Annotated in this window: 10 protein-coding genes; 9 read left to right on the forward strand and 1 reads right to left on the reverse strand. The window is 47.0% G+C overall.

Annotated features, from left to right (window positions below; genetic code table 11):
• Positions 1 to 110: 110 nt before the first annotated feature.
• The 9 genes from QT998_RS22350 to QT998_RS22390 all read left to right on the forward strand — a co-directional run bounded on the left by QT998_RS22350 (position 111) and on the right by QT998_RS22390 (position 11,618).
• Positions 111 to 2,120 carry a GspE/PulE family protein gene (locus tag QT998_RS22350; protein ID WP_333092708.1) on the forward strand — a complete coding sequence of 670 codons (2,010 nt, stop codon included), beginning with the start codon at positions 111 to 113 and terminating at the stop codon, positions 2,118 to 2,120.
• A 217-nt stretch (positions 2,121 to 2,337) separates the two neighbouring features.
• A complete protein-coding gene (locus tag QT998_RS22355; protein ID WP_333092707.1) occupies positions 2,338 to 3,435 on the forward strand; it encodes a type IV pilus twitching motility protein PilT in 1,098 nt (365 codons plus the stop codon).
• A gap of 147 nt (positions 3,436 to 3,582) precedes the next feature.
• The gene (locus QT998_RS22360) at positions 3,583 to 4,710 is read left to right on the forward strand and encodes a type II secretion system F family protein (protein WP_333092706.1); all 1,128 of its coding nucleotides are present in this window, start codon (positions 3,583 to 3,585) and stop codon (positions 4,708 to 4,710) included.
• 96 nt (positions 4,711 to 4,806) lie between these two features.
• A complete protein-coding gene (locus QT998_RS22365; protein ID WP_333117888.1) occupies positions 4,807 to 5,421 on the forward strand; it encodes a hypothetical protein in 615 nt (204 codons plus the stop codon).
• A 114-nt stretch (positions 5,422 to 5,535) separates the two neighbouring features.
• Complete coding sequence (locus QT998_RS22370) at positions 5,536 to 6,426, forward strand: AraC family transcriptional regulator (RefSeq protein ID WP_333117890.1); 891 nt, start codon at positions 5,536 to 5,538, stop codon at positions 6,424 to 6,426.
• A gap of 235 nt (positions 6,427 to 6,661) precedes the next feature.
• Complete coding sequence (locus QT998_RS22375; RefSeq protein ID WP_333117893.1) at positions 6,662 to 7,612, forward strand: alpha/beta hydrolase; 951 nt, start codon at positions 6,662 to 6,664, stop codon at positions 7,610 to 7,612.
• A gap of 42 nt (positions 7,613 to 7,654) precedes the next feature.
• The gene (locus tag QT998_RS22380) at positions 7,655 to 8,305 is read left to right on the forward strand and encodes an NAD(P)-dependent oxidoreductase (protein WP_333092702.1); all 651 of its coding nucleotides are present in this window, start codon (positions 7,655 to 7,657) and stop codon (positions 8,303 to 8,305) included.
• A 405-nt stretch (positions 8,306 to 8,710) separates the two neighbouring features.
• Positions 8,711 to 10,369, forward strand: coding sequence for an ABC transporter substrate-binding protein (locus tag QT998_RS22385; RefSeq protein ID WP_333117894.1), 1,659 nt, complete (start codon positions 8,711 to 8,713; stop codon positions 10,367 to 10,369).
• Positions 10,370 to 10,607: 238 nt separating this feature from the next.
• The gene (locus QT998_RS22390; protein WP_333117895.1) at positions 10,608 to 11,618 is read left to right on the forward strand and encodes an ABC transporter permease; all 1,011 of its coding nucleotides are present in this window, start codon (positions 10,608 to 10,610) and stop codon (positions 11,616 to 11,618) included.
• 106 nt (positions 11,619 to 11,724) lie between these two features.
• On the opposite strand, the gene QT998_RS22395 is transcribed toward QT998_RS22390, so the two are convergent.
• The gene (locus QT998_RS22395; protein WP_333117897.1) at positions 11,725 to 12,153 is read right to left on the reverse strand and encodes a hypothetical protein; all 429 of its coding nucleotides are present in this window, start codon (positions 12,151 to 12,153) and stop codon (positions 11,725 to 11,727) included.
• Between the last annotated feature and the right edge of the window lie 14 nt (positions 12,154 to 12,167).

The following is a 12,167-nucleotide window of genomic DNA, read 5'->3' on the forward strand; positions in this document are numbered from 1 at the left end:
AAATCACAATAGCTCATCCACAAGCAAAGCATACGAGGGTTAAAAGCCCGCGTTGGTTTTCCTCTCAGCACTCTTTGTGACTGAGTTTCCCACCTATTGAGTGTTTTTCTATGACTAACGCATCCCAGGGGCTTCGCTCCACATCGATAGTTGCTCTGAGCCCTTTTACTCCGGCTCTCAACAAGATGATTCAGTCGGGTTACGTCAACATCGACCAACTGAAGCAAGCTCAAATTGATAGCCGGAACTCGGGCAAACGGTTGACGGAGGTATTAGAAGCACTTACCGGGCAGCCATTGCCACCAGAATTGCTGCGGCTTTATAAAAAGCAGCAGATGTTTGAAAGGAAGATAGTCTACGGTGTTGAGGCATTTGACCCGGAGATGAGCGCCCTGTCTAACGAGCAACTCGGAGTTATGCTTGAGGGCTTGAAGATTTCGATCGATATTTGTCACCAAGGCCGATTTTTACCCGTAGCCAAAACGGAAACTGAGCCTCCGGCGGTTGTAGTGGCAATGGTCGATCCCGACAACCTCAACGCTCAAGAAGATTTGCGGCGGATTTTGAAGCCTCACGGCTTGAGTTTTCAGCGCTTGGTGATTACCCCAGACGACTATCAGGATATAACTTCCGCCTATCAAGACGACCAAGTTAAAGTAGCAGCCAAAATAGCAGAAGCCGAAAAGCAGAGAAAGCTCGAATTAGGGGAGGGAGATTTTGGCGAACTCTCGCTCGAAGAGGAGAGTGCGGATCAAGAAGACCTAGCTAACACCTTAGACGATGCTGAAGCAGCTCCGGTAATTAAAGCCGTGAATATCATTTTGGCTAAAGCTTTGTCGGAAAAGGTGTCTGACATCCACGTAGAACCTCAAGAAGAGTTCATGCGGATACGGATGCGGAAAGACGGGGTGCTGCAAGAGTATTTCCGGTTTCCCAAGCAGGTAGTCCAAGCGATTACGGCTCGTTTCAAGATTATTGCCAACCTAGACATTGCCGAACGCCGACAAGCTCAAGACGGCCGCATCCGCCGGGTGTTCGAGGGACGGACGGTGGATTTCCGGGTGAACAGCTTGCCTTCGCGGTACGGCGAAAAAATTGTGCTGCGGATTTTGGACAGTTCCAGCACTCAGTTGGGTTTGGGTTTGTTAATCTCCGACGAGGAAACTTTGGCTTTAGTCCGAGAGTCTGCTAGCCGTCCGTTCGGGCTAATTTTGGTGACGGGGCCGACGGGTTCGGGCAAGTCAACTACTCTGTACTCGATTCTGGCGGAACGGAACGATCCGGGGGTTAATATCAGTACGGCGGAAGACCCGATCGAATATGCTTTGCCCGGAATTACCCAATGTCAAGTAATTCGGGAAAAAGACTTGACTTTTTCCAACATTCTGCGGGCATTTTTGCGGCAAGACCCTGACGTGATGCTGGTCGGGGAAACGCGGGACAGGGAAACAGCAAAAACTGCTCTGGAAGCTGCTTTGACGGGACACTTGGTGCTGACGACGCTGCACACCAACGACGCAGCCGGGGCAGTCGCGCGCTTGGCCGAAATGGGCGTAGAACCGTTCATGGTTTCGGCCGCTCTGTTGGGCGTGTTGGCTCAGCGTCTGATGCGGCGCGTTTGCGACAAATGCTGCATTCCTTACCAGCCTACTGCCGCAGAACTCGGTAAGTACGGTCTGTCGGCTTCTCAAGAAATTGATCTGACTGTTTACAAAGCCAACACTGTACCCGTCGAAGAAAGGAAGGAACTGGCAGAACGCGAGCAACTTTGTCGCAAGTGTGGCGGCCTAGGTTACAAAGGACGGGTAGGGGTTTACGAGTACCTGAAAAATACTGAGCGGCTTCAAACTCTGATCACTCAAGGAGCTCCCACAGAGCAAATTAAGGAAGCAGCAGTAGAAGAAGGGATGAAAACGTTGTTGGCTTACAGCTTGCAGTTGGTGCGAGAAGGCGCGACTACCTTTGAAGAAGTCGAGCGGGTGACGTTTACTGACTCGGGTTTGGAGGCGGAAATGAAAGCTAAGCGCAAGCAGGGACTTACCTGCAAAACTTGTCGGGCAGAATTGAAGCCGGAGATGCTGGATTGTCCGTACTGCTTGACACCGCGCTTTTTGGATTGATTCAATAGTCAGTAGTCAATAGTCAGTAGTCATTAGTCATTAGTCAGTAGTCAGTAGTCATTAGTTAGTAGTCATTAGTTATTGGTAGTAACGGCCAACTGTCAACTGTCAACTGCCCACTGCCCACTGCCAACTGCCCACTGCCAACTGCTCACTGTCAACTGTTAACTGAGTTAAATTAGTCAATAACTATCAACTCGATCTAGGAGAGGTATCTATGGGTCTGATGATTGAAGACGTACTGGAGTCCCTGGTAGAACAAGGGGGTTCGGACATACACATCCAAGCGGGTGCGCCGATCTTCTTCCGAGTCAGCGGTAAACTAACTCCTCAAACGCAATACGGCGACATTCTGTCTGCTGAGGAAGTGCAAATCCTGATTTTCCAAATGCTCAACAATATGCAGCGCAAGCAGTTGGAAATGGAGTGGGAGCTCGACTGTGCTTACGGCGTGAGAGGATTGGCTCGGTTCCGGGTCAATGTCTACCGGGAGCGGGGTGCTTGGGCTGCTTGTATGCGGGCTCTGGCTTCCAAGATTCCTAACGCAGATGCTTTAGGCGTGCCCCAGATTTTGCGGGACATGACGGAAAGACCGAGGGGTATGTTGTTGGTGACGGGACAAACCGGTTCCGGGAAAACTACTACGATGGCTGCTTTGTTGGATCTGATCAACCGGACGCGGGCAGAGCATATTCTCACAGTTGAAGATCCGATCGAATACGTGTTTCCGAATATCAAGAGTTTGTTTCACCAGCGTCAAAAGGGCGAAGATACTAAGAGCTTTTCTAATGCGCTGAGAGCAGCCCTGCGGGAAGATCCTGATGTAATTCTGGTGGGGGAAATGCGGGACTTGGAAACGATCGGTCTGGCAATTTCGGCGGCAGAAACTGGTCACATGGTGATGGGAACGCTGCACACTAACTCTGCCGGTGCAACGGTCGATCGGATTTTGGACGTGTTTCCACCGATTCAACAGCCCCAGGTTCGCGCCCAGGTGTCTAACTCTTTAGTCGGAATTGCTAGCCAAAATTTGGTAGTGAAAATTGGGGGCGGCCGTTGCTGCGCTATGGAAATCATGGTGAATACTCCAGCTATGTCTAACTTGATCCGGGAGGGTAAAACTCCCATGATTTACTCCCAAATCCAAATGGGAGCGAAGTTGGGTATGAGGACGATGGAAATGGCCCTGGCTGAACTTTACAAAACCGGGAAAATCACTTGGGAATCGGCAATGGGCAAGGCTTCTAAGGCTGACGAACTCCAACGCTTGATTGGCCCGGCACCTGTTGGTGGCACCAAGGTAGGAGCTCATTAATTCCGTCAGCAGTCAGTTGTCATTAGTCATTAGTCAGTTTGCTGTTGGCGGTTGTTATTAATTATGGGTAACAACTAACAACTAACAACTAACAACTAACACCTGACAACTGACAACTAATTTTTAATAAATTTTCAGAGGTGAGCTGTGGCTACCAACGTTGTCCGAGAAAAACCGAAAGGTAGTTTTGATTTCAGTGCGATTCAGGAGCAAATCGAGTATAACCTTACCAGTCTTACTGTTAAGGATATGGCTATTTTTGCTCGTCAGTTTGCGGCTATGTTTAATGCCGGAGTGGCGATCGTGAGATGCCTTTCCGTGCTGCACGAGCAGTGTTCTAATGCGAAGTTGAAGCGGGCGCTCAGGAGCATGAATGCTGACGTGCAGGAGGGGATAAACTTGGCAGAGGCGATGGCGAAGTTTCCTGATGTTTTTGACCAACTGTTTATCAGTATGGTGGCGGCCGGAGAGGTCGGCGGTGTGCTGGATGAAACCCTAGACCGTCTGGCGCTGATGATGGAAAAAAATCACAAAACGGAGGCTGAAATTAATTCGGCGATGTCTTATCCGAAGACTGTGTTCTCCATCGCGATCGTGATTTTTTTCGCAATGACTATATTCTTGCTACCAACTTTCGCTAAAATCTTTAAGGATATTGGTGCAGATTTGCCGGGTTTTACGCTATTTATGTTGGCAATTAGTGCATTTTGTACGGCTTGGCCTCCGATCCAACAGATAACAGTTATTGGGGTGATTATAGCGCTAAAATTTGCCTTCGATATGTACTACAAAACTCCAATGGGCCACCTGCAAATCGATCGGATTGCGATGAAGTTACCTATTTTTGGAGATTTGATCGAAAAATCTGCTGTGGCTCGGTTTTGCGTGATATTTGGGTCGCTGACGCGATCGGGCGTGCCGATTCTCAATTCGCTGGAAATTGTGCGAGATGTGGCGGGAAACCAGGCGATATCTAATGCGATCGAATATGCGAGACAGGAAATTCAAAGCGGCGGCATGATCAGTATTGCTTTGCAAGAACAGCAAGTTTTCCCGTCTTTGGCTATTCAAATGATGGCAATTGGTGAGGAAACTGGGGAACTTGACAAGATGCTGATGAAAGTTGGCGCTTTCTACGAAACGGAAGTTGAAGAAGCAGTAAAAGGACTTACCAGTATGCTAGAACCTCTGATGATTGTTGTCGTCGGTGGTATCGTAGGTTCGATTTTGCTGTCGATGTATCTGCCGATGTTCGCAGTGTTTCAGAAGCTGTAAAAAATAGTCAGCAGTTAGTTGGCGGTTGTCAGTTGACTGTTAACTGTTAACTGTTAACTGTTAACTGTTGACTAATTACTTATTACTTAATTTAAAATGTCTGTTAAACAATCACATTACGAGGTCTTACTAGCAGAGTACAGCGAATCTTCTGCCGCGATCGCCCTGCTGAAAAAATATCGGGTTTACATGGAAATGATTCCGAGTATCCGCCGGGCCAACGAAAGTTTAATAAGCATTCCTTTGCCCATTGCGCGCTTGCGGGACGGGGTTTCCTATGCGGGAAGCGGGGGGACTAGCATATCGCCGGGGCAGGCGGTTTGTTTGCCCTGCGATTTGGCGATTTTGATGTGCGATCCCGAGTGGAAAGTGAAAATTGGAGTGGAAATTTTGATTTTCATTCATCGTCCAAGCGAGGATTTTTCTGCTTTGTTGGGTCGCTGGCGGCAGTCTCAGGTTTGGCTGGATAAAGGTTACGAATGGGTGATGCCGCACCGCTACAGACATATTTTCAGTGATGAAGCTGAGGCGGTTCATCCGCTATTTGTGTTGTTTGAGGAAACGCCCGATCGCATTCAACGCGGTTTGATGGCAGCCGGTTTGCCGTTTGTGGTTGAAAGTTTTGATTTGGCGGTTGATGAAGCAGAGGATGAAGAGTTTCTGGGTAGGGGAGAATTGGGGAGTCTGGGTGAAGAGAGTTATGAGTTGTAGGCTTGTGGTGCGATCGCCTATAGCAATCCTATTTCTTGAAGTAAACTAAATTTTTTTTCAACGAACCGCAGAGGGCCCTCTTGGCGCAGAGAAAGAGAAAAGAGAGAAATATTGATGTTTGCAAATCCCGAATCGGATTGTTATATGCCGATATTTAAAGATGGTTTGCGTGCCGAACGCACAGTTTATGCTCCACCGGGAGAGCGAATTGCCGACCCTGGAATAGCAGACCACTGCCTCAGCCTCCACATTGCGAATCCAGGTAATTTAGAACGGCGTTTAGAACGGCGGCTAGACGGCGGGAAGTTGATTGAGCGGCTAACATTGCCTGGTTTATTCACTTTTGTACCTGCTTTTCGAGAACCTGAGTGGTTTTGGGATTCTGCTGTTGAAATATTAGATATCTATTTGCCGGCTGCGGTGTTAGAACGGATTGCGATTGAAAGTTGCGTTAGCGGATCTTGCGGAAGAAATCGCGCCCCTCAAACAATCGAATTAATCGATCGCTTCGCCATTAGCGACCCGCTTCTAGAACAGCTTGCTCTTACCCTCAGCGCGGAAGTGGAGCGCAGCGGAGATTATTGCGATCGCCTTTATGTGGAATCTGTGCAAACTTTGCTAGCAGTGCATCTGCTGCGACATCACTGTACAGTAAAAATTACCAATTCTCCTAAATTAGGAAAACTATCTCCATCCAAATTGCAGCAGATTCTGGATTACATTCAAGATAATCTCGATCGCGATATAGGTTTGGCAGAACTGGCGATCGTTGTGCAGATGAGTTCTCATCACTTTGGAAAACTCTTTAAACAAAGTACAGGACTCTCTCCCCATCAATATGTATTGCAGTGCCGCATTGAGCGAGCAAAAAAAATGCTCTCTAATCCAAAATTCACCCTTGTTGATATTAGTCAATCTGTCGGTTTTTCCGATCAAAGCCACTTTACTAATGTTTTTCGCCGCTATACCAGTCTGACTCCGCGACAGTATCGCCATCAGTTGTGAGGCGAAGCCAGTATCGCCAGATTTTGCAATTTATCGGGAGAATTTACAAGATTTGCCTGGTGCAATTGACTTATGCTGCTTTTTAGGCAGAAACCTACAGGTTAAAGCGATGTTTGCAGTTCAAGTAAACCGATCGAATGCTTCACGCAGAAAGTTAATAAAAGCGGGTGCAGCCGGAGTCAGTGGCTTCTTGCTGAGCCTGATACCTAGAGCGAGCCGCGCCCAATAGGAAAATATGCAAAATACAGACATAGAATCAGCTCGCGGTTCCTACAAAAAGGAGCGCGTTACCTTTAACAGCAACGGTGCTGAATTGGTGGGAAATCTATATATTCCCACCAATCTTTCCAAACCAGCCCCAGCCCTGCCGATTCTAGGCCCAGTAGCGTTTGTCAAAGAACAATCGCCTGTCCAATATGCTACCCGCATGGCTTCATCGGGTTTTGTAACGCTGGCATTTGACCCGTCTTTTCACGGGGAAAGCGGCGGTGAACCCCGCCGCTATGAAAGTCCGCAAGCCAAAGTTTCTGATGTGAAATCCGCAGTTAGTTATTTGCTCAGCCGCCCAGAAGTAGATAAAAATAGAGTGTATTTGCTGGGTATATGCCAAGGTGTAAATTGGACTATTCAGGCAGCAGTAGAGGACACTAGAATTAAGGCATTAGCCGTGGTGGCGGGTCATTATCTCACCAGAGAAACGATTGATGAATACAGCGGCGGCGAGGATAAAACTCGGGAACGAATTGAACGGGGTTGTCAAGCAAAAACTAAATATGAAACAACAGGCGAAGTTGATTATATTCCGATTGTGAGCTTGAGCGACCCTCATGCTTTGCTGCTGCCAAAACCGATTTATCAGTGGTACATTCGCTGGGCTGAGCGCGGCCCTGCTTGGGATTTTTTGGGCAAATGGGAAAACCGAGTGGCTGCGATGAGCGAAGCCGAATTGTGGACTTATCGGGTTGATGAAACTGTTAAAAAATTGAATTTGCCACTGTTAATGGTACACGCTGACAGAGCCGCGAGCGGTTCAGTTTTGCCTAAAAAGTTATTTGAGCTGATTGCAGCTACAGATAAGCATCTGGTTTGGTTGGGTGATCGAGTGCAGTTTCAATTTTATGAAGAGCCTGAAACGATCGATTTAGCAGTTAGCAATGTTTCTGAATGGTTTAATCGCCATATATGAGAGAAATTCAGCAGTTTAAGCTAGCAAAACAGGAGATTTTTAATGAAACTGGCATTATTTGGTGCAAATGGCATGGCTGGGAGTCGCATTGTTTCTGAAGCATTGATGCGGGGACATGATGTAACCGCGATCGTCCGGGATGCGTCGCGTTTTTCTATCTCGGGCGATCGCCTAACCGTGGTTGTGGGTAATGTTCTAGATGCTGCTAATGTTGCTGAAATTGTCAGAGGACACGATGCCGTTATCAGCGCCGCCGGGCCCGGTGCTGCTACTGCTAATAACCCGATTTTAGCTAAAGACATTGTAACAGTAGCTTATTCCTTGATTGACGGCTTATCTCGTGCCGACGTTAATCGCTTAATTGTAGTTGGCGGTGCAGGTAGTCTCGAAATAACTCCGGGGATTCAACTTGTCGATACTCCTGATTTTCCAGAACAGTATCGTGCAGCATCCCTTGCTCATCGGGAGGCATTTGCTGTTTACAAAACTGCTGATTTGGATTGGACTTTTATCAGTCCAGCCGCAGAATTTGAAGGCGGTAAACGGACTGGTAAATTTCGGTTGGGAAGCGATATGTTAGTTGTGGACGAACAGGGTAAAAGCCGGATTTCGGCTGAGGATTTTGCGATCGCCCTGCTGGATGAAGTTGAGCGGCCTCAGTTTATTCGCAAGCGCATGACTGTTGCCTATTGAGTGGCGGCGCGGCGGGTTTATAAATATCCGAACCCGCCGCACAGGATTTATGTTTATTGACGCGAACTTGATTTTAGCTGTTAGCGGACAAATTGGGGTCTGATTTCGGCAGCAGTGAATTAACCGTGAATGCCTTTTTTGTGCAGCATTGCATCGGTTTTGAGATAGCATGGCAGCAAACCTTTGCTGCGATGGTTGTTGCGTTGCCTAAAGTAAAGGTGCGAGTTGAGATTTTGACCTCGAACATGATATCATAAGCGTGTTCGATTTGGTTTGTTAATTAGATTGGATTTTATTAATAGAAAATTGACTAAATAAACCGCAGAGATCGCAGAGGGGAGAGAAAGAGCAGTTTAGAATTTTATTTATAGGAGTATAATTTGCTATTAAACGGAAGTTATTGAGATGAGATTGTTAAAATCCTGGCGTTTAGTTTTATTAGGTTTATTTTTTGGGATGGCTGTAATTCTATCAAATTGCAGCACTACTTCAGACACGGTTAGCAATAATTCTCCCACTGGGCCAACTCCCGCCGCCGTTCCACCGGGTGCTTTAGTTTACGGTGCGGGCGGGCCGCCGGTCAATCTGGAACCGGGAAATATTACGGATGGTAATTCGGTGATTGCGATCGACCAAATTTACAATCGCTTGACTGATTTTAAACCGGGAACTGTGGAACTCGAACCGAGTCTCGCTACGGAATGGTCGAGTTCCACGGATGGTAAAACTTGGACTTTTAAATTGCGATCGGGGGTAAAGTTTCACGACGGGACGGATTTTGATGCGGACGCTGTTAAGTTTAATGTCGATCGCTGGTGGGATGCCAAAAATCCTGACGGTTATCGAGAGGCGGGGAAAACTTATCAAATTTGGAAAGACTTTTTTGCAGGATTTAAGGGTGATAAAGATTCCCTGGTAAAAGATGTTACCGTTGTTAATAAATCTACGATTAAGTTTGTTTTAAATCGACCTTTTGCGGCTTTTCCCTCGGCGATTGGGTCGGGTTATTTTGGGATGGCGAGTCCGGCGGCGGTGAAAAAAGCGGGGGCTAAATACGGCACTCCGGGGTCGCTGGCGGTGGGTACGGGGCCTTTTGTGTTTAAAGAATGGATCTCGGGCGATCGCATCATCTTAGAGAAAAATCCTAATTATTGGAAACCAGGAACGCCGAAAGTCAATCAGTTGGTAATTCGGTTTGTTGACGATCCGGCGGCGAGATTGGCTCAATTGAGGGCCGGTCAACTTGATTTTACTGTGGATTTAACGCCGGATCAATTGAAAGAGGTGCAAGCGGATGCTAATTTAGAAACTGTTTTGCGTCCTTCTTTTAATGTGGGTTATTTAGCGTTAAATCCGAGTTACGCGCCTTTGTCGAAACCGGAGGTGCGGCGGGCGATCGCGCAAACAATCAACAAGGAAGCCATAGTCAAAGCTTTCTGGGGAGAACTTGGCAAATATGACTCGCAATTTGTTCCACCTGCGGTGAATTTGGCGCAGTCTGACAAAGTTAAAGATTACGAATTTAACCCGCAGCAAGCTAAAGCAATGCTGGCGAAAGCCGGTTATCCGAACGGTTTTGATTTGGATTTGTGGTATATGCCGGTCAGCCGTCCCTATTTTCCCACGCCGAAGCCGATTGCTGAAGCTTTGGCGGCGGATTTGAGCGCGATCGGGATTCGGGTAAAGTTGCTAACAAAAGATTGGTCTGCTTATTTGGCCGATCGGCTAAAACCTCCAGGATTTCAAGCTTTTATGATGGGTTGGACTGGAGATTATGGCGATCCAGACAATTTTTATTATCCTCACTTCGGGCCTGGTTCCACGGCGGATTTGGGGAATTGGAAAAATCCGCAAGTTCTGGAACTTTTGGATCGGGGAAGGGCGAGTGGGGATAAAGCAGTTAGGGCGAAAATTTATGCGGAAGTTAGCGAGATTTTGCATGGGGAAGCTGTGCGTTTGCCGATCGTACATTCCCAGCCGCTTTTAGGGAAACGCAAGAATATTCAAGGTTGGATTCCGAGTCCTTTGGGCTCCGAGTCTTTTGAGGATGTGAGCAAGTCTTGAGAATTCCTGCATAGATCAGACGGCGGTTGAAACCGCGCCTACACAAACACTCACGCGACGGGAGCGGGTTGAAGAAAAGAACCCAGATAAAAATGCCATAAAACAGGATATTATCAGCAGACGGCGGTTGAAACCGCGCCTACACAGACAAAACCCGCCGACGCGGGTTGAACAAAAGAACCCAGATAAAAATGCCACAAAACAGGATATTATCAGTCGCAAATTACTACTTATAAAAATGTTTAAATATATTGTTAAACGTTTGCTGGGAATATTACCGGTTCTGTTAGGAATCACTCTGCTAGTATTTGCTTTTTTGCACCTGATACCGGGAGACCCGGCGACGGTGCTTTTGGGAGAACGCGGAACTCCCGAACAGGTGGAAATATTGAAGGCGAGATTGGGTTTAAATCAGCCTTTGCCTTTGCAATATCTGGCTTTTTTAGGGAGTTTGCTCCGCTTTGATTTAGGAAATAGCATTATTAGCGGTATTCCAATAATTGATGAAATTAAAATTCGCTGGTCTGCTACTTTTGAACTGTCTGTGGTGGCGATGTTGCTGGCTCTTTTGCTGGGAATTCCGGCGGGGATTTTGGCTGCGGTTCGGAAAAATAGCTGGCTGGATAATCTGACGATGAGCGGTTCTTTGATTGGGGTATCTTTGCCAGTATATTGGTTGGGATTGATGTTGATTTATTTGTTTGCTGTTTATCTGAAATGGCTGCCCCCAAGCGGGCGGATGAGTGTGGATTTGGGGTTTGGTTTTAAGTCGATTACGGGTGTTTATGTTGTTGATTCTTTGCTGAGGTGGGATTTGGCGGCTTTGCGGGATGCGATCGCCCATCTCATCCTTCCAGCCTTGACTTTAGGAACTATCCCCCTAGCAATTATCGCTCGCATCACCCGTGCTGCTATGCTGGAAGTGATGCAGCAAGATTACATCCGCACGGCGAGGGCGAAGGGTTTGCCGGAATTTTGGGTAATTTTGAGACACGCTTTGAAAAATGCGTTTTTGCCGATCGTCACAACTATTGGTTTGCAGTTTGGAACGCTTTTAGGCGGCGCAATTCTGACTGAAACGATTTTCTCATGGCCGGGAATTGGTTTTTGGATTTACAGCGGAATTCTGGCGCGGGATTATCCAATTGTTCAAGGTGGAGTAATTTTTGTATCTGTGACTTTTGTATTGATTAATCTGGCGGTTGATATTTCCTATGCTTTTTTTGATCCGAGAATTCAGTACCGTTAATTAGAGAAAATAACAATCCTGAAAGTATTTTTCAACCTCTCTCTTTGCCTCTCTTTCTCTGCGTCCTCTGCGCCTCTACGGTTCAAAAAAAAATCTTATTCATCAATCAGAAACGATTAATAGATCCAATAGAAAACGCTTGTTTAACATCCGGCCGCAGCAAGTAGTAAATGCTAGCTGCTGCAAAACCCAAAGTTAAAAAATTGACTGCTGCACCTGCGCTGCCAAACAGTTTGGCAATTTGCGCCAAAATGGCGATGACATGAATAATTAATGTTCCCGTCCAAGCCCAAGTTTTGAGTTGAAACAAACCCCAAGTTAAGACTAGGGAAATAATGCCGATAATTAAAGCGATCGCAGCAAAGATTGCAATGAAGCCGCCGATTACTGTGCCAACTTTTGCACCGCCGACGGCCGCACCGAGACCGCCAAAAATGCCGGCAAATAGCAAGATGAACAAGCCGTCAAGGATACTGAATATCCCGCTAATTAGCTGCAAAATTGCCAGAATTGTAACGCTTTGAGGACGATTCATTTTTTGTGTTTTCC

Origin of the sequence: Microcoleus sp. S1D4 (assembly GCF_036700765.1) — a bacterium.
Taxonomy (GTDB): domain Bacteria; phylum Cyanobacteriota; class Cyanobacteriia; order Cyanobacteriales; family Microcoleaceae; genus Microcoleus.

Excerpts from the sequence above, each read along its gene's own strand:
- QT998_RS22350 (WP_333092708.1), top strand. The coding sequence starts at position 111 with ATGACTAACGCATCCCAGGGGCTTCGCTCCACATCGATAGTTGCTCTG.
- QT998_RS22355 (WP_333092707.1), top strand. The coding sequence starts at position 2,338 with ATGGGTCTGATGATTGAAGACGTACTGGAGTCCCTGGTAGAACAAGGG.
- QT998_RS22365 (WP_333117888.1), top strand. The coding sequence starts at position 4,807 with ATGTCTGTTAAACAATCACATTACGAGGTCTTACTAGCAGAGTACAGC.
- QT998_RS22370 (WP_333117890.1), top strand. The coding sequence starts at position 5,536 with ATGTTTGCAAATCCCGAATCGGATTGTTATATGCCGATATTTAAAGAT.
- QT998_RS22375 (WP_333117893.1), top strand. The coding sequence starts at position 6,662 with ATGCAAAATACAGACATAGAATCAGCTCGCGGTTCCTACAAAAAGGAG.
- QT998_RS22380 (WP_333092702.1), top strand. The coding sequence starts at position 7,655 with ATGAAACTGGCATTATTTGGTGCAAATGGCATGGCTGGGAGTCGCATT.
- QT998_RS22385 (WP_333117894.1), top strand. The coding sequence starts at position 8,711 with ATGAGATTGTTAAAATCCTGGCGTTTAGTTTTATTAGGTTTATTTTTT.
- QT998_RS22390 (WP_333117895.1), top strand. The coding sequence starts at position 10,608 with ATGTTTAAATATATTGTTAAACGTTTGCTGGGAATATTACCGGTTCTG.
- QT998_RS22395 (WP_333117897.1), bottom strand. The coding sequence starts at position 12,153 with ATGAATCGTCCTCAAAGCGTTACAATTCTGGCAATTTTGCAGCTAATT.